19 protein-coding genes and 1 riboswitch are annotated in these 21,146 nt (G+C 69.2%); of the genes, 9 read left to right on the forward strand and 10 right to left on the reverse strand.

The features are described 5' to 3' along the window. The first annotated feature begins 112 nt into the window (after positions 1 to 112). Positions 113 to 176, forward strand: a riboswitch (guanidine-III (ykkC-III) riboswitch). A 17-nt stretch (positions 177 to 193) separates the two neighbouring features. The 4 genes from sugE (at position 194) to OZ403_RS19040 (ending at position 4,406) form a co-directional block, all read left to right on the forward strand. After that, positions 194 to 514 (forward strand): quaternary ammonium compound efflux SMR transporter SugE, encoded by a 321-nt coding sequence (gene sugE / locus OZ403_RS19025; RefSeq protein WP_140791726.1) that lies wholly within the window; start codon positions 194 to 196, stop codon positions 512 to 514. A gap of 61 nt (positions 515 to 575) precedes the next feature. Then, complete coding sequence (locus OZ403_RS19030; protein WP_268784782.1) at positions 576 to 1,775, forward strand: MBL fold metallo-hydrolase; 1,200 nt, start codon at positions 576 to 578, stop codon at positions 1,773 to 1,775. Between the two features lie 174 nt (positions 1,776 to 1,949). After that, positions 1,950 to 2,651, forward strand: coding sequence for a hypothetical protein (locus OZ403_RS19035; RefSeq protein ID WP_268784783.1), 702 nt, complete (start codon positions 1,950 to 1,952; stop codon positions 2,649 to 2,651). A 222-nt stretch (positions 2,652 to 2,873) separates the two neighbouring features. Next, on the forward strand, positions 2,874 to 4,406 hold the full coding sequence (locus tag OZ403_RS19040) for a methyl-accepting chemotaxis protein (RefSeq protein ID WP_140791730.1): 1,533 nt from the start codon (positions 2,874 to 2,876) through the stop codon (positions 4,404 to 4,406). Positions 4,407 to 4,442: 36 nt separating this feature from the next. On the opposite strand, the gene OZ403_RS19045 is transcribed toward OZ403_RS19040, so the two are convergent. The 8 genes from OZ403_RS19045 to OZ403_RS19080 all read right to left on the reverse strand — a co-directional run bounded on the left by OZ403_RS19045 (position 4,443) and on the right by OZ403_RS19080 (position 12,652). Further along, positions 4,443 to 5,084: a cysteine hydrolase family protein gene (locus tag OZ403_RS19045; RefSeq protein ID WP_268784784.1), complete on the reverse strand. Its 642-nt coding sequence runs from the start codon at positions 5,082 to 5,084 to the stop codon at positions 4,443 to 4,445. Positions 5,085 to 5,195: 111 nt separating this feature from the next. After that, positions 5,196 to 5,465: a DUF2277 domain-containing protein gene (locus tag OZ403_RS19050; protein WP_026114134.1), complete on the reverse strand. Its 270-nt coding sequence runs from the start codon at positions 5,463 to 5,465 to the stop codon at positions 5,196 to 5,198. 73 nt (positions 5,466 to 5,538) lie between these two features. Further along, the gene (locus tag OZ403_RS19055) at positions 5,539 to 6,753 is read right to left on the reverse strand and encodes a TolC family protein (RefSeq protein WP_268784785.1); all 1,215 of its coding nucleotides are present in this window, start codon (positions 6,751 to 6,753) and stop codon (positions 5,539 to 5,541) included. Then, positions 6,753 to 9,812, reverse strand: coding sequence for an efflux RND transporter permease subunit (locus OZ403_RS19060; RefSeq protein ID WP_268784786.1), 3,060 nt, complete (start codon positions 9,810 to 9,812; stop codon positions 6,753 to 6,755). Before OZ403_RS19060 ends, OZ403_RS19055 begins: the two co-directional genes overlap by 1 nt. 5 nt (positions 9,813 to 9,817) lie before the next feature. After that, a complete protein-coding gene (locus tag OZ403_RS19065) occupies positions 9,818 to 11,380 on the reverse strand; it encodes an efflux RND transporter periplasmic adaptor subunit (protein ID WP_268784787.1) in 1,563 nt (520 codons plus the stop codon). After that, on the reverse strand, positions 11,381 to 11,650 hold the full coding sequence (locus tag OZ403_RS19070) for a hypothetical protein (protein ID WP_140791740.1): 270 nt from the start codon (positions 11,648 to 11,650) through the stop codon (positions 11,381 to 11,383). Positions 11,651 to 11,805: 155 nt separating this feature from the next. After that, the gene (locus tag OZ403_RS19075; protein ID WP_268784788.1) at positions 11,806 to 12,108 is read right to left on the reverse strand and encodes a hypothetical protein; all 303 of its coding nucleotides are present in this window, start codon (positions 12,106 to 12,108) and stop codon (positions 11,806 to 11,808) included. Positions 12,109 to 12,142: 34 nt separating this feature from the next. After that, entirely contained in the window at positions 12,143 to 12,652 is a 510-nt protein-coding gene (locus OZ403_RS19080; protein WP_140854945.1) for a TlpA family protein disulfide reductase, read from the reverse strand. Between the two features lie 93 nt (positions 12,653 to 12,745). Between OZ403_RS19080 and OZ403_RS19085 the strand changes: the two genes are divergently transcribed. Continuing rightward, positions 12,746 to 13,426: an ArsR/SmtB family transcription factor gene (locus tag OZ403_RS19085; RefSeq protein ID WP_268784789.1), complete on the forward strand. Its 681-nt coding sequence runs from the start codon at positions 12,746 to 12,748 to the stop codon at positions 13,424 to 13,426. Further along, entirely contained in the window at positions 13,423 to 14,748 is a 1,326-nt protein-coding gene (locus OZ403_RS19090; RefSeq protein WP_268784790.1) for an MFS transporter, read from the forward strand. Before OZ403_RS19085 ends, OZ403_RS19090 begins: the two co-directional genes overlap by 4 nt. A gap of 115 nt (positions 14,749 to 14,863) precedes the next feature. On the opposite strand, the gene OZ403_RS19095 is transcribed toward OZ403_RS19090, so the two are convergent. Together OZ403_RS19095 and OZ403_RS19100 are read right to left on the reverse strand one after the other, a co-directional pair. Next, on the reverse strand, positions 14,864 to 16,867 hold the full coding sequence (locus OZ403_RS19095; protein ID WP_268784791.1) for a M36 family metallopeptidase: 2,004 nt from the start codon (positions 16,865 to 16,867) through the stop codon (positions 14,864 to 14,866). Between the two features lie 258 nt (positions 16,868 to 17,125). Continuing rightward, positions 17,126 to 18,616, reverse strand: coding sequence for an MFS transporter (locus tag OZ403_RS19100; protein ID WP_268784792.1), 1,491 nt, complete (start codon positions 18,614 to 18,616; stop codon positions 17,126 to 17,128). A gap of 206 nt (positions 18,617 to 18,822) precedes the next feature. Between OZ403_RS19100 and OZ403_RS19105 the strand changes: the two genes are divergently transcribed. Genes OZ403_RS19105 through OZ403_RS19115 form a run of 3 tightly spaced genes read left to right on the forward strand, consistent with a single transcriptional unit; the run spans position 18,823 to position 20,954 of the window. Next, a complete protein-coding gene (locus OZ403_RS19105; protein WP_140791753.1) occupies positions 18,823 to 19,821 on the forward strand; it encodes a polyprenyl synthetase family protein in 999 nt (332 codons plus the stop codon). Then, positions 19,818 to 20,414: a GbsR/MarR family transcriptional regulator gene (locus tag OZ403_RS19110; protein ID WP_140791755.1), complete on the forward strand. Its 597-nt coding sequence runs from the start codon at positions 19,818 to 19,820 to the stop codon at positions 20,412 to 20,414. The genes OZ403_RS19105 and OZ403_RS19110 overlap by 4 nt, the downstream gene beginning before the upstream one ends. An 18-nt stretch (positions 20,415 to 20,432) precedes the next feature. Further along, complete coding sequence (locus OZ403_RS19115; RefSeq protein ID WP_268784793.1) at positions 20,433 to 20,954, forward strand: gamma-glutamylcyclotransferase; 522 nt, start codon at positions 20,433 to 20,435, stop codon at positions 20,952 to 20,954. Positions 20,955 to 21,146: the final 192 nt, after the last annotated feature.

The following is a 21,146-nucleotide window of genomic DNA, read 5'->3' on the forward strand; positions in this document are numbered from 1 at the left end:
CCCTCCCCAGCGTGCCTGTGTCCCACCGCCGGGCCCCACTTGGTGCGGTGGCATTGTCCGGCCGGGTTGAAACGGGAATCGCGTGGCTTTATAGAGGGGGACGCCAGCGGCCTCATCGTGAGGGTGTCTGGCCCGGACGAGGCGCGCCGTACCCGGTCAGGACAAGACGACGCGACAACGGGAGTCGTACGTCATGTCCTGGATTCTACTCATCATCGCGGGGTTGCTCGAGGTCGGTTGGGCCATCGGTCTCAAGTACACCGAGGGCTTCACCAAGCTGGTACCAAGCGTCCTCACGGGCGCCGCCATCGTCGCCAGCATGGTGCTCTTGGGGATCGCCACGAAGAACCTGCCCATTGGCACGGCCTATGGTGTGTGGGTCGGCATTGGCGCAGTGGGCGCGGCCATCATGGGCATCGTGCTCTTCAATGAGCCGGCCACGCCCGCGCGCATCTTCTTCCTGGTGCTGCTGCTCACCTCCATCGTGGGCTTGAAGGTCACCAGCGGCCGGTAGGTGGCCCTTCGGTGCTGATTTCCCAGGCGCTGCCTTGAAGGCAGCGCTACACGTGGGGGTCATGCGCGATGCGTTCCTGGGTGGAGGTCGTCCGAAGCGGCGGGGCCTGTGGCGGTATGCCCTGGGCGTGATGGGGCTGGGCGCGGTCGTGGGTGCCCTCCTCACGTGGACGACGACGGACGGCCTCCAGTCTTTCGGGGCGCGTGCGGATGGGGCGCGCCTGGAGCGGATGAAGGCATCGTCGCGCTACCAGGACGGCATCTTCATCAACACCGCCGGTGCCAGGCTGCCGCAGAATGGACCGGACTGGGGCACGTTGAAGGAGATGCTCTTCGGCACCCAGCAGCGTACACCGCCGTCCGCGCTGCCCATGGAACGGGACGTGGCCGCGGCGCTGGCGAAGCAGCCGGAGAGCGGCCTGCGCGTGACGTGGCTTGGCCACTCCACGCTGCTGGTGGAGATTGACGGCTTCCGCATCCTCACAGACCCCATCTGGGGCGAGCGCGCGTCGCCGTCCACCATTGCTGGGCCCAAGCGGTTTCATCCGCCTCCGCTTCCGCTGGACGCGCTGCCGGACGTGGACGCGGTGCTGCTGTCGCATGACCACTATGACCACCTGGACATGCCCACCATCCGGGCGATGGTGCCGCGTCAGGTGAAGTTCTACGCGCCGCTGGGCGTGGGGGCGCACCTGGAGAAGTGGGGCGTTCCGGCGGAGCGCGTGGTGGAGTTGGACTGGTGGCAGGAGGTGTCGTTGGGGGAGGGGGAGGGACGCCTGCGCATGGTGGCCACGCCCGCGCAGCACTTCTCCGGCCGAGGCCTGACGGACCGCAACAGCACGTCCTGGACGTCGTGGACGCTGCTGGGCTCGCGGCATCGGGTTTTCTTCAGCGGGGACACGGGGCTGACGGAGGAGTTCGCGGAGGTGGGCCGCCGCTTCGGTCCCTTCGACGTCACCATGTTCGAGGTGGGCGCCTTCCATCCATCCTGGGGAAGCATCCACCTGGGGCCCCGGCAGGCGCTGAAGGCGCATGAGATGGTGCGGGGGCGCACCTTGCTGCCCATCCACTGGGGGACGTTCAATCTGGCGCTGCACGCCTGGGATGCTCCGGCAAACGAGCTGGCGGTCGAGGCACGCGAGCGGGGCGTGAGTCTGCTCACGCCTGTCCTGGGCCGCCCCGTGGAGCCGACGCGGGAGCGGGCGGACACGGCCTGGTGGAGCACGGTCCAGACGGCGGCGGTCGCTGGCGATGCGCACTGATGCCTCGCCGAGGCCCTGACGTCACCAAGCGTCAGTTGGCACCCTGACAACCACGTCCTGGTCATCCGGTGGTCGCGTATGACCGCTCTGTCATTCTTCGGCCGGAATACAAGTTCTACAGACGATGCACTGAGATGTCTGTCGTTGGGTATGGGACGTGCAGTGCGGCCGGGCATGACTCGAACGGTCCTCGTAGCGGTGCTCCTGTGCGCAGGCGTCGGGAAGGCGCAAGGCGTGGAGGCCTCGTCGGTGCCGCAGGCCCCTCGCGCGGAGCGCGCCGGGCTGGCCATCTGGACGGCCTCCTTCATGGATTGGAGCCTGCTGCTGGTGGGGCCAATCCTGGGCGTGGGCCTCAATGTCGCGCTGCCGGTGGGCATGAACGTGCCCTTGACGGATACAACGGACGGAGTCTTCGAACTCCGACCCATGCTGGCGCGCAAGAGGTGCACCAATTTCCACGGAGACGCCATGCCCCGTTGCGGCACCCTGCAAGCCCTCCGGGCCACGGTGGGCCTGGCGTGGACGCCCTGGCCGGGCGAGCGCGGCGATGGCTTCTTCATCCAGCCCAAGCTGAGTGGCATGGTGACGCATCAGACCGTGCGTGGGACGGAAACCCCAGTGACGGCGGAGGGCACGAGGATGGAGACGGGCGGACAGGTCTCCCTCGGGTTCGACGTGGGGTACCGGAAGACGTCCCGCCGCTCGCGTTCTTTCCTGGCCCCGGTGATCGGCGTTGGCGTGGGCTATAGCTGGAACCAGCAGCGCGAGCGAGTCGACCCCGGGTGGCTCTTTGCCCGCGAGCAGGCGCGTGGCTGGAAGGACAAGTTCGTCGTGGACCTGAACCTGGACCTCTTGCGGTTCGGGGCCACATTCTGACGGCCAGGGGAGCTGCGTCAGTATCTGGATTCAACGCCGACCTGTGACAGGCGAAGTCCATGCCCGGCGTGAATTTGCACTGGGAAAGCAGTCGCCCGCGTCTGCGACGTAAGGGGTTCCCGAGGGATTGCACCCCCGCACGCTGGCGCCCACAATGCGACGCGTCTGGATTGTCAGATGGAGCATCATTCCCCGTTTTGAGCCCGGATCGGGCACGGCCGGATGCGACTCTCACTCACCCATAAAATCACCCTGGCGCCCATCGTCGTGGCGCTCCTGTTCGTCCTTCTCTCCCAGGGCTACACCGTGCCTCGGCTCCAGGAGGCCTTCGAGGCGCAGGGGCGGGAGCTGAGCGGCGCGCTGCCGACGGTGCTCGCCGCCGCGGTGGCGGACGGCATGAAGCGGAGCGCGCACGACGAGGTCCAGCAGACGCTGGAGGCCGTGGCTCGGCATGGTGGGGCGGCCTACGTCGCCGCGTTCGACGCGGGTGGGACGTTGGTGGGCGTGGCCGGTGAGAAGGCCCAGATGCTGCGGGATGCCCGCGAGCAGTTGAAGTCCTCCGAGGGAGGGCTCGTCCTGCGGGATGGGGACACGGAGCTACAGGACCTGGTGGCGCCGGTTCCAGGTGACGCCGGCAGGGTCCACGTGGGCTTCGACCGCACCCATGCGCGTGGGCTCGTGGAGGGGGCGCTGGCGAACGTGGGCATCACCGCGCTGGTCGCGCTGCTCGTCTTCACCGCGGCGGCCTTCCTGGTCAGCCGCGCCATCGTGTCACCCCTGATCCAGCTCTCCGCGGCGGTCCGTCATATCGCCGAGCGCGGCGACCTGCGGCAGACCATTCGCATCGACTCGGATGACGAGGTGGGGCAGCTCGCGCGGGCCGTGGGCATGCTGGTGGGCAAGCTGAAGGAGCTGCTGCATCAGCTCCAGTCCTCCACGGAGCTGCTCAGCGACTCGGTGTCGGGGCTGACGGAGTCGGCGGACCAGCAGAATGAGATGGTGACGCGCCACGCGGCCGCGCTGCAAGAGACGCAGGTGACGGCGCAGGAGATTCGCCAGACGGCGATGCTGGCGTCGGGCTCCGCGGAGTCCGTCATCCAGGTGGCCGAGCGCGCCGAGCAGCTGAGCCGCACCGGAGAAGAGGCCGTCTCGGCGAGCATCGACGGCATGGAGGAGGTGCGCAATCAGGTGGCGGAGATCGCCGCGCGCATCACCGCCCTGGGCGAGCGGACCAAGCAGATCAGCGGCATCACCGAGACGGTGAAGGACCTGGCGGACCAGTCCCACCTGCTGGCCGTCAACGCCGCCATCGAAGCGGCGCGGTCCGGGGAGCACGGCAAGGGCTTCGTCGTGGTGGCGAAGGAGATTCGCGCGCTGGCGGACCAGTCCATCCGGGCCACCAACCAGGTTCGGCGCATCCTCCAGGACATCAATCAGGCCATCATCGGCACGGTGGAAATCACCGTCGAAGGCACCGAGCGCATGGAGGCGGGGCTGACGCAGGTCCGCACGTCCGGCGAGACGCTGAAGCAGCTCACCGCCATCGTCGAGGACAGCACCGCGGCGGCGCGGCAGATCGCGCGGACGGTCAGCCAGCAGGCCACGGGCATCGAGCAGATCTTCACCGCGGTCAACGAGCTGAACACCCTGATGACGGACACCGTGTCCCGCATCTCTACGACGAGTGACTCCGCCATGTCCCTGAAGATGCTCTCCGAGCGCGTCTCCCAGGTCGTCCGCGCCTACAACGTCTGATGGCGCCGCCGGAGCAGCGGTGAGGTTCTTCGACCGCTACGACGCGGACTGAGCGGCCTTCTTCGGTGACGTGTGTTTCGTGGCTTGAGGGCGCTTCGCTGAGACGCGGCGCCGCTTCGCGCTCAGGTGCACCTCATCGCTCCGGCAGACGCGCACATGGAGGAAGCGCTGGAGCTGGGAGAGCGCCAGGTCATGGTCGTTGTCGCTCTCCGCCGCGCAGCAGTCGCTCAGCACCGTGAGCTGGTATTCGTGCATGTGCGCGTCATGGGCGCTGAAGAAGATGCACAGGTTGGTGGCCAGCCCCGCGAGGATGAGCTTCCGGGTGCCCAGGTGCTCCAGCAATGGCACCAGGGAGGTGGCGAAGAAGGCCGAGTGCTTGGGCTTGAGGATGAAGTAGTCATCCGGCTGCGGCTTGAGGGCCCGAGCGACGTTCCGGCCCCGGCTCCCTTTGCGGGTGCAGTGGTCGTAGGTGTCGCGGAAGTTGCTACGCCAGTACCCGAAGTTGTCGTTGACGTAGATGACAGGGACGCCGGCCCGCCGCATCCTCGCCGCGAAGGGGCCCAGCCGTTCCACCATGCGCAGGGCCCACGGGAGGACATTCTCCCCGCCAGGGAAGTCCAGGTCGTTGATGACGTCGATGATGAGCAGGGCCGTGTCGGAGCGTTTCCCCGCTGACATCCGCTGCCGTGGCTTCGTGATTCCGGCCTTCCGCGTCACATCCACCCCGTCTTCAGGAGGCTGCTGCGCGGAAGGGTAAGCACGGCCCCGGGGGACGGCGAGTCACCTCCGTCAGCGGGACTCCGCCTTCTTGTAGCGCAGGCGCTTCATGGCCTCGAAGCGGGCCCTGTCCTTGGGCGGCGTGGTGGCCACCAGCCCGTCGAGCATGCGCTTCGAACTCTGGAAGATTTCCTCGACGGCGACCTCGAAGGCGTCGGTGTTCTGCTTCGACGGCGTCCGCGTCCCAGCAATCTTCCGGACGAATTGAAGCGCCGCCGCGCGGATGTCGGCATCGGTGGCGGGAGGCGCGAAGTTGAACAGGGGCTTGATGTTCCGGCACATGCCCTCAGGGTAAAGCGAGTCCGGAAAACAGGCCATGGCCTGCCGCCGGCGGACGGCCGCCGAGGCGAAGCGCTCAGCGCAGGGTCCCCATGACTTTCAAGAACTGGGCGTGGGCGGTGTTCAGCTCTTCGAGTGCTTCGATGTAGCCACGGCGCCCATCCAAGGCCTCGCGCCGGATGATGAGCAGTTGCAGGGAGTCCACCTTGCCGGCACGGTAGGCCTCGGTGACGAGGTTCAGGTTCTCCTGGAGCGCGGCGAGCACCTCGGCGTCGAACAGCTCCGCGGCCGCCTGGGCGGACTGGTACCGACTGAGCGCGAGTTCGACCTCGGCGCGGACGAAGCGTTCGGTGGCGGCGAGCCGCTGCTGGGCCCTCCGTTCCCTCGCGACGCTCGCGCCTCGCTCGGCCTGGTTTCGGTTGAAGACGGGCAGGTCGATGATGAGCGTCCCTTGGATGATGGTGTCGTTCTCCTCCCGGCCGTAGGCCAGACCCACGCTGGGGCGGGGCAGGGCGTCGCGGCTGGCGAACCGGAGCTCGGCCCGGGCCGCTTCCCGTTCGGCCCGGGCGGCTTTCACATCCTGGCGCTGACCGGAGGCTCGCTCGACGAGCACCGAGAGCGCGGGCTGGGGCGTCACCTCTGTCCGGAGCGCGTGCTCCAGGGTGATGTCTTCGTTGGGGTCCATGCCCAGCAGGAGCTTCAGCTCCGCCAGGGCCTGGTGCCGCAGCCGGGTGGCGCGGACCTTCTCCTGCAGGGCCCGGCCTCGCTCCACCGTCGCGATGTTCATCTCGATGTGGGAAGCGGCGCCTGCCTCGAGCCGCTCCTTCGCGACCTTGCGCCCTTCCTCCGCGAGCCCCAGCGCGTCTTCGCTCAGCCGCAGCGCTTGTTCGGACGCCAGCGCCCGGCCGAAGGCCTGACGCACGTCCGCGGCCAGCTCCACCTGGAGGGATTCCAGTCGGAACCGGCTGGCCTCCGTGGCGGCGCGCGCGGCGTCCTTGCGCGCGCGTCGCTGTCCGAAGATTTCGAGCTGCTGGCTGATGCCCACGTTGAGTTCAAGCGTGTCTGCCTCATCGCGCAGTCGCGGACCCACGGCGGCCTGGAGCTGCGGATTGCTTTGAAGCGGGAGGTCCGCGCCCTCCCACCGCGCCTGCGCGGACGCGGCTTCGGCGCGGCCTTCGATGAGGCGAGGACTGTGTTCGAGCGCGAGCGTGACGGATTGCTCCATCGTCAGGGGGCGAGCCGAGAGGGCCGGCGTCGGAACGAAGAGAAGCAGGAGGGGCAGGACGCGCATCACGGAGTCCTCCTGAAGACCGAGTAGAGGACTGGGAGCACCACGAGGGTGAGCAGGGTGGACGACAGGACGCCTCCAATGACGACCGTGGCCAGGGGCCGCTGGACCTCCGCGCCGACGCCGGTGTTGAGCGCCATGGGCACAAAGCCGATGGCGGCCACCGCGGCGGTCATCAGCACGGGCCGCAGCCGGGACACGGCTGCCTGGCGGATGGCTTCGCTCAGGGCCTGGCCTTGCTCCAGAAGGGCGCGGACCCGTGAGACGAGCACCATGTCCCCCAGGACCGATACGCCGGACAGGGCGATGAAGCCCACGGCGGCGGAGATGGAGAAGGGCAGGCCCCGCAGCAGCAGCGCGAGCACGCCGCCCACGAGCGCGAAGGGGACGCCCGCGAAGATGCGCACGGCGTCCAGGACGCGCTGATAGGTGAGGTAGAGCAGCAGGAAGATGAGTGCCAGCGCGACCGGCACCACGATGAGCAGGCGCGTCTGTGCGCGCTCGAGGTGTTCGAACTGACCGCCGTAGCGGACGTAGTAGCCCGCGGGCAGCTCCAGCTTCTCGTCGAGCGTGCGGCGGACCTCCGCGACGAAGCCGCCGAGGTCGCGGTCTCGCACGTTGGCCTGGACCACCAGCCGCCGCTTGCCCCACTCGCGCTGGATGGTGGTGGGGCCGGACGTCTCCTTCATGGTCGTCAGCCGTCCCAGCGGAACGCGCTCGCCGCCGGGCGCGGCCACGGGGATGGTGGCGAGCCGCGTGGGCTCCTCGCGGTACTCCTCGGAGAGGCGCACGGCCAGGTCGAAGCGCCGCTCGCCTTCGCGCACCTCGCCGACGATGCGCGTGCCCACTGCTTCCACGACGTCGAGGACGGAGCGGGCGGGAATCCCGTAACGGGCCACCGCGGCCCGGTCCACCCTGATTTCCAGCACGGGCTGGCCCGTCACCTGCTCCACGGTGACGTCGGCGGCACCGGGAATGGCCTTCACCAGCGTCTCCAACTCGCGGGCCTTGGCCTTGAGCACGTCGAGGTCATCCCCGAAGAGCTTGATGCCGACGTCGCTTCGCACGCCCGCGATCATTTCGTTGACGCGCATTTCAATGGGCTGGAGGAAGGCCATGCGCATGCCTGGGAGGTCCGCCAGTTCGGCCTTCATCTCGTTCACCAGCTCCTCCTGGGTGGTGGCCCGCTTCCACTGCGCTCGGGGCTTGAGGGTGATGAAGACGTCGGACAGCTCGACGCCCATGGGGTCCGTGGCCACCTCCGCGGTGCCGGTCCGGGTCCAGACGCGTCGCACCTCGTCTGGGAACCGGGACAGCAGCACCCGCTCTATCTGGCTGCCATAGCGGATGGATTCGGAGAGGGAGACCTCCGCCAGACGCACGGTGTTGATGACGAGCGTGCCTTCGGACAGGCGGGGGACGAACTCGCTGCCGAGGCGCGTGGCGGCGAGGGTGGCACCCACGATGAGGAGCGCGGCGGCGGTCAGGGTGACACGCGCGTGGGCCAGCGCCCATTCGAGGACGGGCCTGTAGATTCGCTGGAGCCAGCGCATCAGCCGTGGCTCATGGTGAGGGCCACCGCCTCGCTTCAGCGCGAAGGAGGCCAGCACCGGCATCAGCGTCATGGAGAGCAGCGCACTGCCCAGGAGCGCGAAGATGACGGTGAGCGCCATGGGGCGGAACAACTTCCCCTCCACGCCTTCGAGGGCGAGGATGGGCAGGTAGACCACCATGATGATGAGCTCGCCGAAGAGCGTGGGCTTGCGGACCTCGATGGCGGCATCCCGCACCACTTCCATCAGGGAGCGTCCGTCCCGGGCCTCGGAGAGTCGCCGCTCCGCGTTCTCCACCATGATGACGGAGGAGTCGACGACGAGCCCGAAGTCGATGGCGCCCAGCGACATGAGCGTGCCGGCGATGCCGAAGCGCAGCATCGCGTTGAAGGCGAACAGGAGCGACAGCGGAATGGCCGCCGCCACGATGAGGCCGGCGCGCCAGTTGCCCAGGAAGATGAAGAGCACCGCGATGACGAGCAACGCGCCTTCCAGCAGGTTGGTCCGGACGGTGCGCAGCACGTGGTCCACCAGCTCGGTGCGCTCGTAGACGGGCTCCAGGCGGACGTCCTCGGGAAGCGTCCGCTGGATGTCCGCCAGCCGCTGGGCGAGCGCCTTCGTCACCGTGTGGGAGTTCTCGCCTACCAGCATGAAGCCCAGGCCCAGCACGGCCTCGCCCTCGCCATCCGCGGTGGTGGCGCCACGCCGGATTTCATGGCCCACCTCGACGCGCGCCACGTCCCGGATTCGGACAGGGACGCCGTGGTGCGCCGCGATGACCACGTCCTCGATGGCGTTGCCGTCCGCGAGCACTCCCACCCCGAGCACGAGCGTCGCCGTGCCGCCCCGCTCGAGCACCCCGCCCCCGACGTTGGCGTTGTTCTCCTCCAGCGCCCGGTAGATGTCGCCGAGGGAGAGGTTGAACTGCTGCAGGCGGCGGGGGTCGACGATGACGTGCCACTGCTTCTCCTCGCCGCCCCAGGCATTCACCTCCGCCACGCCCGGCACGCTGCGCAGTTGGGGCGCGATGACCCAGTCGTGCAGGGTGCGCAGCTCCTCGAGGCTCTTCGTCCGGCTCTTGACGAGATAGTGGAAGACCTCGCCCAGGCCGGTGGCGACGGGCCCGAGCGTCGGGGGCGCGATGCCCGCTGGCAGCTGCACCCGGCTCAGCCGTTCGGACACCTGCTGCCGCGCGAACCACAGGTCGGTTCCGTCTTCGAACTGGAGGGTGACCTGGGAGAGGCCGAACTTGGAGATGGAGCGCAGCTCGCTGACGCGAGGCAGGCCCGCGAGCGCCTGCTCCACGGGGACGGTGAGCTGGCGCTCCACTTCGTTGGGCGTGAGCGCCGGTGCGACGGTGTTGACCTGCACCTGCGTGGGCGTCGTGTCCGGGATGGCGTCGATGGGCAGCGCCCGGAAGGCGAGCAGGCCCGAAACGATGAGGGCCCCCGTTCCCAGGAGGACGGCCCAGCGGTGGGACAACGACCATTCGATGAGCCGGGTGAGCATGGCGGCTACTCGCCTCCCGCCGTCTCGCAGCAGCCCGCGCCGATGGAGTCCTTGAGAATCTCCGTCTTGAGCAGGAAGGCGCCGGTGGTGACGACCTCCACCCCCGCCGACAGGCCCTTGACGATTTCCACCTCCTCGCGCGTGCTGGCGCCCAGCTCCACCGCGACGGGCTCGTAGAGCCCCGGCTGCTTGCGCACGAAGACCAGCGTCTGGCCTTCCGCGCGCTGGATGGCCGCGTGGGGAACCAGCACCGCCTCATGTTCCGGGGCGACCTGCACCCGGGCCCTGAGGAAGAGCCCGGCCTTGAGGGCGCCGTCGGGGTTGGGCAGTTCGACCCGGGCGCGCACCGTGCGGGAGGCCCGGTCCACCGACGCGCCCACGCGGGTGAGCGTGGCGTCACACGTCTGGCCGGGCATGCTTTCGAACGTGAGGGTGACGCGCTGTCCCGCGCGAACCTGGGCCGCGTCCGCCTCCGGAATCTCCAGCAGGGCCCACATGGTGCTCAGGTCCGCCACCTGGATGAGCGGCTGTCCAGCGGATGCATGGCGTCCGGCGACGGCGTCTCGCGCCACCACCGTCCCCGCGAAGGGCGCCGACAAGGCATAGGTCCCCTGCGGGCCCTGGCCGTTGGCGCCCGCGGCGGAGAGCGCCGCGCGGGCGGCATTGCGCTCGGCCTCGGCCGCCGCGACCTCCGCCTGGGCGGTCTCGACGTCTTTTCGTGCGCTGATTCCGCTCGAGGCCAGCCGCTGCTCGCGCTCGAGCGCCGAGCGCGCCACCGTCAGCCGCGTCTGTGCCGCCGACAGCCGTCCCTGGTCCGCGCCCACGGCCCCGGAGGTGACCAGCACCAGTGGCTGGCCCGCCTTCACCTCGTCGCCGACGTCCACGCGGACGTCCGTTATCAGCGCCTCGCTGCGGGCGGACAGCTGCGCCAGCCGGTTCTGGTTGAAGTCGAGCTGCCCGACGACGTCCAGGGTCCGGGCAAAGGGCCGCTTCACCGCGCGACGTGTCTGGATGCCGGCCTCGCGGACCGTCTCGGCGGACGCGAGGCGGACGCGCGTGCCCGGTTCGGGGAAGGTGGGGGGCTGGGCGCCCGCGGCCTTCACCAACTCCGGGTGGCAGTACGGGCAGACGGACTCCGGGAAGCCGTGCTCCCGGCAGTAGTCACCGGCCTCGATGAATTTCGCGACCAGCGACGGGTTGCATTTGGTGCAGCGGGACTCGGGGACCGCGTGCTCCTTGCACCAATCCTTGGGGGCGGTGTCCCGCGCGGTGAACGTGAGGCCCGGGTTGCATTGGAAGCACTGGGATTCGGGCACGCCGTGCTCACCGCACCAGTCGTCCTGGTCCTTGAAGACGTCGATGAGGTCGGGGGTGCACCGGGTGCACAGCTCCGCGGGGACGCGGTGCTCACAGAGTGCGGGCTCGGACGGGGTGGACGTGCCTCCCGAGGCGGCTGGAGCCGGTGAAGGCGCCTTCGCCGCAGGGGGACTCGCTGGTTGGCTGCAACTGGCGGCGCTCAGTGCCAGCAGCACCGCCAGGACGCTGGGGCCGACTCGGGAGGCACGCATCTACTTCACGCCCTTCTTGGAGAGTTCCGGGTTGCAGAGGACGCACTGGGATTCGGGCCGCGCGTGCTCGGGGCACCAGTCACCCTTGGCCTTGAAGACGGGGGCCAGCTTCGGGTTGCAGCGGGCGCAGAGGCTCTTCTGGACGCCGTGCTCGCAGCGCGGCTTCTCGGACCCGGCCGCCTGGGGCTGCTGGGCGGGTTTGCTCTCGTCGGCCAGGACAGGAGCGGCGAACAGGGACAGGACGACGGACAGCGTACGCAGCGAGTGCATGATGAGGCGCTCCTGCCGGGGCGCGTGCCCACGGCGGTGGTGGCCCGCGCGAAGGTGCGCGGGAAGGTCGGACAGGGCCTGGGCGGTGCGGGAGGACGTGCGCGCACGTCCGGCCACGGCCCTCGCAAGACACACGTCTCCCGTGAAGGGCGGTGTCAGGCTCTGGGCGGCTGGAAGATGTCGGTCCCCACGCTGGAGAGCGTGGGCTCATCCACGCGCGAGGGGATGGGTAGCGGCCGGGGCGGCGGGACGAGACGCGCGTGGGGCGACGCGGGAGCGGGGGCGGCTCTCAGTGGGCAGCACACGCACAGCACGCAGTTGGGCGAGCAGTCCTCGCATTCGTCGGATGCCTCTTCCGCGCATTCGTCGTGCACGTACGACGCCAGGGCCAGCGTCTGGAAGACGCCGCCCGTCATCAGGACGAGGAGCACGGCGAGAAGTCGCAGAAGGGACTGCATCCAGGACCGGCTTATTAAATGGGGCTTGGTGGTGTCAATCCAGCGGGCGAGGCGCTGAGGGTGGGGGCTCGCGTATCAGGCGCTCCAGCAGACGACGCATCGCGCTGGAATCCCATTCCCGCGGGCCCGAGAAGCGGGCGACCTGGCGGCCGTCGACCAGGAGGACGCTGACGGGAAGCAGGTTCACGCCGAACGCGTCACCGGCTCGTTTGTCCACGTCGAGGCGCAGGTGGAGCGGCGCGGGTGGAGGCCCCTTGAAGAACGACTCCACCGCCTGGGGCGTCTCGTCATGGCTGAAGACGACAACCTGGAGGTCCTCGGGGGGCGCTTTGGCCAGGGCGACGAGCTGGGGTGTCTCCTGCCGGCAGGGCGGACACCACGACGCCCAGAACACGATGAGCAAGGCGCGGGAGGGCGGCACGTCCGCGACGGTGGGCGCGGTCCCCTGGAGCCGGACATAGGCCGGTGGGGGCTCGCTCTTGCATGCCCAGGTCAGCGACGACAGGCCGAGCAGAAGCAGGCGCAAGGCGGTGGGGGTGCGCATCAGGGGCTGAGACCTCGAGGCGTGCGAGCGTCCCCGAAGGTACCACGTCCCCGTGGCTTGAGTATTCAAGTGTTCTATTGAATAGTTTCATTCGTGACGACACCCCATCGACGCTTCAAGGACGCCATCTACGAACAGTTCGCCCGGCTCGGTAAGGCCGTATCGGCGCCGAAGCGGCTGGAGCTTCTGGATCTGCTCAGCCAGGGGCCGCGGACGGTGGAGTCGCTCGCGGGGCAGGCGGGCCTCTCGGTCGCTAACGCGTCCCAACATCTCCAGGTCCTTCGCGCCGCGCGGCTCGTCGATGCGGAGAAGCGCGGCCTCTATGTCGAGTATCGCCTCGCGGACGATGACGTCTGGCGGTTCTTCCTGTCGCTGCGCGGGCTCGCGGAGGCGCGTCTGGCCGAGGTCGAGCAGGTCACCCGTGAGTACTTCACGCGGCGGGGCGCGATGGAACCCGTCGAGGGGCCGGAGCTCGTCCGGCGGGTGAGGGCCGGAGACGTCACCGTGCTCGACGTCCGCCCGGTGGAGGAGTATCGGGCGGGCCACATCCCCGGTGCGATTTCCATCCCCGTCAGCGAACTCAAGGCGCGGCTCGACGAGTTGCCGAAGGGTCGCGAGGTCGTCGCCTATTGCCGTGGCCCCTACTGCATCATGGCGGTGGAGGCGGTCGAACTGCTCCGCAAGCGGGGCTTCAATGCACGGCGCATGGAGCAAGGCGTCATCGACTGGCGTGCCCGCGGCTGGCGCGTCGAAAGCGAGGCCGCACAGTCATGATCTTCCGGCGTGACGTGGCGGGCCAGACCGCAGCGCGCCGCTCGGCGCCGGACGTCCGCCTGGGACTGAGGGAGAACTGGAAGCAGTTCTCCCTGCTCATGCTCACCAATGCCTTTGTCGGCGGCATGGTGGGCATCGAGCGCACCGTCGTCCCGCTGATGGGCTCCGAGGTGTTCCACATCGCGTCCACCACGCTCATCACCTCGTTCATCGTCAGCTTTGGTGTGGTCAAGGCGTTCGCGAACCTTGTGTCGGGGCAGTTGGCGGATTCCTGGGGGCGCAAGCGGGTCCTCGTGGCGGGCTGGCTCGTCGGCCTGCCGGTGCCCTTCATGCTCATGGCCGCGCCGGACTGGGGGTGGGTGATTGCCGCCAACGTCTTGCTGGGGTTGAGCCAGGGGTTCACCTGGTCGATGGCGGTCGTCATGAAGATCGACCTCGTCGGCCCGAAGGGACGCGGGCTGGCGGTGGGCCTCAACGAGTTCGCCGGGTACCTCGCGGTGGGGGCCACGGCTTTTCTCACCGGCGTGCTCGCGAGCCATTACGGACTGCGTCCCGTTCCGCTCTACGTCGGCGTTGCCTACGCCGTCATCGGGACCGCCCTGTCCATCCTGCTGGTGCGGGATACGGGCGGGCATGTTCATGCGGAGGCCAGGGCCGCGAGCCCCGTGGAGGCGTCCTTGGGCTTCCGTGAAGTCTTCGCGCGCACGACGTTCCGGGACCGCAACCTGTTCGCAGCCTCGCAGGCGGGGTTGGTGAACAACCTCAATGACGGGATGAGCTGGGGAATCTTCCCTCTGTTCTTCACGTCGCTGGGGCTCGGCATCGAGCGGATTGGCATCCTCAAGGCCGTCTATCCGGTGGTGTGGGGCGGGCTTCAGGTTGTGACAGGCCCCCTGAGCGATCGGTGGGGCCGCAAGGGGCTGATTGTCGCCGGCATGTGGGTGCAGGCCGCGGGGCTCGCCCTGACGGCGTGGGGCGGACGGTATGTCTGGTGGTTCGCCGGGAGCGTCCTGCTGGGGATTGGCACCGCCCTGGTCTATCCGAGCTTGATCGCAGCGGTCTCCGACGCCTCCCAGCCCGCGTGGCGCGCGCGTTCGCTGAGCGTCTACCGCTTCTGGCGTGACCTGGGATACGCCCTGGGGGCCTTGCTGGCGGGCCTCATCGCGGACCGCTTCGGTTTCGAGTCGGCGATTCTCGCCGTCGCCGTCGCGACCTTCATGTCCGGCACGACGGTGGCCGTGGTCATGCGTGAGGCGCCGCCGGCGGTCTGTGGTCGCGGGAGCGCCGGAGGTCGCGGCCTCGACGGGCTCCACGTGCCATGAAGGTCAGGATCGTGCTTCGATTGGCGTGACACCCGGGGAGGTGCTGGGCACCGTGCGACTGACCCGGACCAGGCCGGAGCCCACGAGGGAGCTCCGGCCTGGTGGTGTTCAGCGACTAGAGCTTGGCTGCCGTCGCGCTGAAGGCAGCGCAGGCGGCGGGCACCGCGAAGCCGTTGGTGGGCGTCGTGCCGCCGGAGCCACTGGACACGGCGTTGGTGCCCATGCCGAACGCGGCGAAGGCCGTCCACAGGCGGCAGACGTCCTCGCCACCGTGCAGGGTGGTGGCCGCGGTGATGATGCCGTCACGCACCTGGGTGAAGGTGGGGCTGCACGGCGTGTTCTTCAGGCCCTGGGTGAAGTACAACATCATGCGCTGGTTACCCGCGGTGCCCGTGGCGTCGTACAGGTTGGCGCTGAAGCCGTGGTGGTTGACCAGGGCCCAGTAGGCCTCCCACATGCCCTGGGCGAACACGGCACCCACGCCGTGCGGAACCGCCATGCCGTTGATGCTGGCGTAGGTCCAGGTGTTGACGGTGCTGCTGGTGCTGTAGCGCTGGGGACGGATGCCCACGCCCGTGGTGGGCTGGTTCAGGGCGTAGGTGCCCACGCCGCGGCCCTGCGCGCCGGTGTCCGTCGCCTTCGCGGTGTAGAAGAGCGACAGGAAGTCGCTGATGCCCTCGCCCGGCTGCTGGCGGTTCGACAAGCAGGACACGTTGCTGGGGCCGCCCACGAGGCGGTTGGAGATGCCGTGGCCGTACTCGTGGACGATGATGCCGGCGTCCAGGTCTCCGTCCTTGTTCGGCGTCACCGTGTTCCAGCGGTACATCTGCATGCGCGGCCGCTGGCCGTCCGGCGGGGTCATGAAGTTGGCGTTGTTCATGCCGCCGCCGTCCTGCGCCTCCGCGCGGACGTCGTCGTTGCCGGCGCCGCCCCGGCCGTAGTTGTTGACCTGGAAGTTACCGGACGCCTCATCGAAGCCGTACTGGTACTGGACGTCGTGGATGATGTTGTTCCAGTAGAACAGGTTGGTGACGGCCGCGGGGATGTACGTGGAGGGCGCGCCCGTGAGGGTGATGGGGAAGTCGCAGTGGATGGCCGCGGTGCAGTCGGGCTGCACGGCGGGCGGCAGGCCATCGTTGTTGGTGTCCTCGTAGGCGTGGACGTTGTTGCCGCGGAGGGTGGTGTACTCCGCGCCGGCCGCGCCGTTCGTATCGTGCCAGCCGTAGGGCGACGCCGTGACGTTGGCGGGGTTGGAGACCAGCACGCGCCCGTCCGCCGGCGGCAGCGGCGTGGTGTGGTTGGGGCTCTCCACCGGCATGGGATAGACGCGGTAGGTATCATCGGCCGCCACCCAGTCGAAGCGGGTCCAGACCTCGCCCGTGGACGCGTCCACCGTGACGTCGTAGGCGTGATCGTTGTCCAGGGTGTGGACCTGGAAGCGCCACACCAGCCGTGCCTCACCACGGCGAACTGGCAGCACCGCCAGCTCCGCGTCGATGGGCTCGGTGGACAGGCCTTCCACCGCCACGCGCGTGCGCTGACGCGCGCCGGGCTCGGCCTTCAGGGACTGCGGCGCCGCGGAGATGCGGACGCCCAGGTGCTTCGCCACGCCCACCACCGCATCCGCGGCGCTCAGGCGCGGCGTGGTGCCGGCGAGCGAGGACTCCAGGGCCGGGAGGAAGTCGCTGTGCACGCTGAGCACGCGGCCGTCGCGGTCCACGTTGATCTGAAGCTGGCCGTTGTAGACGGGCAGGCCCCGGTACGTCTGGCGCAGGTACAGGTTGGTGACGCCGCTCACCTTCGAATAGACGCGGTCCGTCACCTCGAGGTTCGCCAGGTCGTTGAGCCCCAGCCCGAGCGCGTCCCGGTGCTTCTGGACGAAGTCCAGGCCAATGGCCATCGGGTCCCCGCTGCGCGGACCGGAGAGCGCACCCACCGGATTGGTGAGCGAGCGCACCAGGCCGTTGGACTCGTCGAACTCCACCATCAGTTCCGGCACGGCCTGCCGCAGCGCGGCCTGGCTGGACGTCTGGGCAGACGAGATGCCAAACCGGGCCTGCGCGTTGTAGGCATCACGCGCATCGTAATTACGAACGCCTGCCTCCGAATGGACTGCCATTGCAGCGGAACCCGAAAGGGTTCCCACGAGAAACACCGCATGAAAAAGGCGCCTTCGGTAAGGACCTGAGGACATGTCGTGCTCCTGCACTGCGGGTTGACCGAGCTCCTCTAGGAGCTACGGTGCTGGCACGGCAGAAATCACACTTTAAGTGAAAATAGCAAATCACCAACTAATCTGGAATTCTGCGGTTTCGTGCAACGGATTTGCACAGTCCCGCAGTATGACAAGCAATGACGCTGTTACGTCTTTTGAATGTCAATCATCCAACGCGGTGCGGTGAGCAGGAATTGGCCGCGGAAGCAGGCGCGACAGCAGCGCGCTCACGGAGCGCACGGGGTGGGCGCCGGGCTCGGGGATGCGCGCCGTCAACAGGGCCGCGCCCAGGCGGGCCACAGCGGACAGCACGAAGAGCACGTGCAGGTTCACCCAGACGTGGCCGCCCAGGGTGAACTGGGTGGGCAGGGCGGCGGCGATGGCGCCTCCCAGCGCGGCCGCGGCGGCATAGGCCAGGCCGCCGGCGGTGGCGAAGGCGGCCAGGTAGAAGGGCCGGTTCTTCCGGGGCGCGACCGTCAGGGGCAGCTCGAAGATGGCCAGGCCGTGGCCGCTCCACAGCGCCCCGGCGAGGAGGACGTCGAAGAGCAGGGGCCACAGCGTCCCCGCGGAGGGCAGCAGCCACAGGGCGGGGATGGTGGCGATGCCCAGTGAGCACGCCATCAACACGGGCTGGGCGCCGCAGCGGTCAATCGCGCGGCCCCAGAGTGGCGCCGCCAGGATGCGCACGCCCGCCACCGCTGCGGCATGCAGCGCCATGATGACGAAGGTCATCTTGAGGTTCTGGAGGCTGTGCAGCGCGAAGAAGGGTGCGGACACCCCCACCGCCGCGTTCCAGGCCACCTGGTAGGTGAGCACCCGGCGCGCGTTGTCATCCTTGAAAGGGACCAGCGCGCCCTTGAGCTCCAGGGGCGGCGTGGTGCCCGGGGGCGCCGGGTCGTGCTGCGAGGCCATGAACAGGGTGGTGACGATGCCCATGACGCACGCGCCCAACGCGAGCAGCGGAAGGGCCACGCCCACGCCGCCCGCGGGGCGCAGCCGGTCCATCAGGAGGCCCGCGCCCAGGGAGGCCAGCGTGCCCGCCAGCGTGGTGAGCGCGGTGCGGCGTCCGAAGAAGCGGCCCCGGACGGCGCGGGGCACCAGCTCCCCCATCCACGCCACCCAGGCGTTGTTGCCCACCACGCTCAACGCGGCGGAGATGCCGGCCACCGTCAGCAGCAGGTGCTGCTGGGATTCGAAGGGCAGGCCCAGCCAGGGCAGCACCGCCAGGGGGAACATCACCACGCGGGACAGGCACACCGCGGTGAGGGCCACGCGCCGGTGGCCGAAGACGCCCGTCAGCCAGGCCGCGGGGAACTGCACGAACTGCGCGAAGAAGGGCAGGGCCGTCATCACCCCGACGAGGAAGGGCCCCAGCTTCAGCGCGATGGCCCAGGCGGTGAGCACCGTCGCGCCCGCGCACGCGGTGAAGACCTCCGAGAACATGCCCTCCACCACGGACACGCCCAGCGTCCGGCGCAGCCGGCCCTGCTGGGGGCGGACCATGGGCCCGGGGCCGTCCGCGGGCGGTGCCCCCAGGAGCGGCGCCGTCGAACCGGGCAGGGACGCGCCGGGTCGGAACAGCGGAACCGCGGAAGCAAGGGAGGCGAAGCTGAAGCTGCGGAGGAACTGCCGACGGAGGGCTGCGCGAGTCACAGGTCCGCGTTCTGTCGCACGCTCCGCCGGGCCCTCTCAATCCACCCCCGGTGGGCCCCGGAGTGCCCGGCCGCTCTCCGGGCGAGTGCGGCGCGGCTGTCCCACATGCTCCGGTACCCGTTCGCGCCCGGCTGCTGGGCAGCGCTGGAATCAGGTGCAGTTCAAGCGGTCTTGAACTATATGAACGGACGAGGAGACGGCGCACTATGGATCTGGCTCGGGAGCTGACGGATTTTCTGGGGGCGGTGGAGCAGCGGCTTGGCAGCACCCTGGTGGATGGCGATGCCGGTCCGGACGTGAAGGGCGACACGCTGATGGAGGCGGCCCGCCACCTGTGCCTGGGCAGCGGCAGCAAGCGCGCGCGCCCCATGCTGGCGCGGCTGTTCGGCGGCGCGGTGGGAGTTCCGGCGGAGCGGCTGGTGGACGTGGCCGTGGCCGCGGAGCTCATCCATTCCGCCAGCCTGCTGCACGATGACGTGGTGGACGCGGGCATGTTCCGCCGGGGCCGGCCCACGGTGAACGCGCGCTGGGGCAACATCGTCGCGGTGATGAGCGGCGACCTCATCCTGTCCACGGGCCTGTACCAGCTGTCCCAACTGGACGCGCGGCTGACGCGCAGCGCGCTGTCGGTCGTCTCCGAGATGACCCGCGCCGCCATCGCCGAGGTGGAGGCTCGCGGCGACCTGGACCTGCCGCTCAACCGGCTGCGCTTCATCGCCGAGGGCAAGACGGGCTCGCTGTTCGGCTGGTGTGGCAACGCGGCGGCGACGCTGGCGGAGCACCCCGAGGCGGTGGAACGTTTCGACGGCTTCGGGCGTCACCTGGGCGTGGCGTTCCAGATCGCCGACGACATTCGCGACATCCTGGGTACGGACGTGGGCAAGCCGCGTTACGCGGACGTGCACTCGCGCACGCCGTCCATGCCCATCCTCCTGGCGGTGGCCAAGGATGAGTCGCTGCGGCGCAAGCTGAAGGACGCGTGGGCGTTCTCGGCGATCACGCCGGAGCGCACGAAGGAGATTGGCGCGGCCATTGAAGCCACGGGCGCGGTGGATGCCTCCATGGCGCGGATGAACGTCGAAATCGAGGCGGCGCTCGACAAGCTGGGCCACTTCGCCAAGGAGCCCGCGGGCGCGGAGCTGGTGAGCTGGGCGCGGAGGCTGTCGGCCGGCATCGCGGAACAAGTCCAGGGGCGCGCTGCATGAAAGGCTACCTGTGGACGGGGGGACCCGGTAGCTCGGCCTCGGAGGCGCCGCCAGCGGATGGCCGGCTGGCGCCCTGGGAAGCCATCGCGGTGGACGCGGTGGGCAATGTCATTGAGTTCTGGGGGTTCAAGCGCAACCAGGGTCGGGTCTGGGCCCTGCTGTACCTGCGCGGTGAGCCCCTGACCGCGGGCGAAATCGAGCGCGAGCTGGACCTGTCCAAGGGCGGGGTCTCCATGCTGCTGCGCGACTTGGAGCGCTGGGGCGTCATCCAGCGCGTGCGCCTGCCCCAGGACACCGTCTGGCGTTACGGCGCCGAGAACGACCTGGTCCGGATGGTGACGCACGTCATCGAGGAGCGCGAGGCGGGCTTCGTCGCGCGCATCCGCGCCGACCTGGCGGAGGCCCGGCGGCTGGCGGAGACCCAGTCGGGGCTGCCCCCGGACCGGCTTCAGCGGTTGGAGAAGATGGCCACGCTGGCCGAGCACGTGGAGCGCGCGCTGCGGCTGTTCATCAAGACGTCCCGGCTGGATGTGTCCGGTGTGCTGTCCGTCTTCCGGGACGAGGCCTCCGGGGGACGCCGGGGCTCCAAGTAGTCAGTCAAAGGGGCGGACATGGATTCGCATTACGATCAGGTGATGAAGGCGCGTGCGGGCGCGGACCCGTCTGCCACGCGCCTGTACTTCGCGTACTCGACCATCCTGGACCGCGCCGCGTTCGAGGAGTGGCGGTCCCAGCACAGCTACGACTTCTTCGAGCTGCCCGAGGGGCGGCTGGCCGAGGCCGTGGATGTCGATCTGGTCTATGACTTCCCGTCGCGCTGGTGGGGTGGGCGCGTCGCGGGGCTGACGGATTCCGCGGGCCAGAAGGTGTACGGCCGCCTGTTCGAGATTCGCGGCCAGGACTGGCCCATCATCCAGCACAAGGAAGGCTTCGTGACGAGCATGTGCGTGGAGCGGCCGGTGCGCGTGCGCGTGGATGGGCAGGAGCTGGAGGCCACGGCGTTCGTCACGAATCCGCGGCGTGCGTCGACGGACGGCCCGGTCAGCACCCGTTTCGTGGACGCGCTGGTGCGCGGTGCCCAGGCCGCGGGCCTGCCAGCGGACTACGTGGAGCGGCTGAAGCGCGGCGAGTAGCCCTCGCGGGCGTTCCGTAAGCCCTCGGACACAATCCAGCGTGGTGCCTTCCCTCCTCGCTGGGAGTGCGCAGCTTGGGCGGCGCGTATGTTCTTCTTCTTCTCGAACCGGCTCGGCTGTATCGGCAGCATCCTGGTGTCCATCGCCCTGAGCGCGGTGCTCTACTTCCTGTTCATGCGCTGAGGCCCGGCC

It is taken from the genome of Myxococcus sp. NMCA1 (genome assembly GCF_026810205.1).
Lineage (GTDB): Bacteria > Myxococcota > Myxococcia > Myxococcales > Myxococcaceae > Myxococcus > Myxococcus xanthus_A.

What these genes read in the sequence shown, in the direction of transcription:
- sugE (WP_140791726.1), top strand. Translation starts at nt 194, where the DNA reads ATGTCCTGGATTCTACTCATCATCGCGGGGTTGCTCGAGGTCGGTTGG.
- OZ403_RS19030 (WP_268784782.1), top strand. Translation starts at nt 576, where the DNA reads ATGCGCGATGCGTTCCTGGGTGGAGGTCGTCCGAAGCGGCGGGGCCTG.
- OZ403_RS19035 (WP_268784783.1), top strand. Translation starts at nt 1,950, where the DNA reads ATGACTCGAACGGTCCTCGTAGCGGTGCTCCTGTGCGCAGGCGTCGGG.
- OZ403_RS19040 (WP_140791730.1), top strand. Translation starts at nt 2,874, where the DNA reads ATGCGACTCTCACTCACCCATAAAATCACCCTGGCGCCCATCGTCGTG.
- OZ403_RS19045 (WP_268784784.1), bottom strand. Translation starts at nt 5,084, where the DNA reads ATGTCAGCGGGGAAACGCTCCGACACGGCCCTGCTCATCATCGACGTC.
- OZ403_RS19050 (WP_026114134.1), bottom strand. Translation starts at nt 5,465, where the DNA reads ATGTGCCGGAACATCAAGCCCCTGTTCAACTTCGCGCCTCCCGCCACC.
- OZ403_RS19055 (WP_268784785.1), bottom strand. Translation starts at nt 6,753, where the DNA reads ATGCGCGTCCTGCCCCTCCTGCTTCTCTTCGTTCCGACGCCGGCCCTC.
- OZ403_RS19060 (WP_268784786.1), bottom strand. Translation starts at nt 9,812, where the DNA reads ATGCTCACCCGGCTCATCGAATGGTCGTTGTCCCACCGCTGGGCCGTC.
- OZ403_RS19065 (WP_268784787.1), bottom strand. Translation starts at nt 11,380, where the DNA reads ATGCGTGCCTCCCGAGTCGGCCCCAGCGTCCTGGCGGTGCTGCTGGCA.
- OZ403_RS19070 (WP_140791740.1), bottom strand. Translation starts at nt 11,650, where the DNA reads ATGCACTCGCTGCGTACGCTGTCCGTCGTCCTGTCCCTGTTCGCCGCT.
- OZ403_RS19075 (WP_268784788.1), bottom strand. Translation starts at nt 12,108, where the DNA reads ATGCAGTCCCTTCTGCGACTTCTCGCCGTGCTCCTCGTCCTGATGACG.
- OZ403_RS19080 (WP_140854945.1), bottom strand. Translation starts at nt 12,652, where the DNA reads ATGCGCACCCCCACCGCCTTGCGCCTGCTTCTGCTCGGCCTGTCGTCG.
- OZ403_RS19090 (WP_268784790.1), top strand. Translation starts at nt 13,423, where the DNA reads ATGATCTTCCGGCGTGACGTGGCGGGCCAGACCGCAGCGCGCCGCTCG.
- OZ403_RS19095 (WP_268784791.1), bottom strand. Translation starts at nt 16,867, where the DNA reads ATGGCAGTCCATTCGGAGGCAGGCGTTCGTAATTACGATGCGCGTGAT.
- OZ403_RS19105 (WP_140791753.1), top strand. Translation starts at nt 18,823, where the DNA reads ATGGATCTGGCTCGGGAGCTGACGGATTTTCTGGGGGCGGTGGAGCAG.
- OZ403_RS19110 (WP_140791755.1), top strand. Translation starts at nt 19,818, where the DNA reads ATGAAAGGCTACCTGTGGACGGGGGGACCCGGTAGCTCGGCCTCGGAG.
- OZ403_RS19115 (WP_268784793.1), top strand. Translation starts at nt 20,433, where the DNA reads ATGGATTCGCATTACGATCAGGTGATGAAGGCGCGTGCGGGCGCGGAC.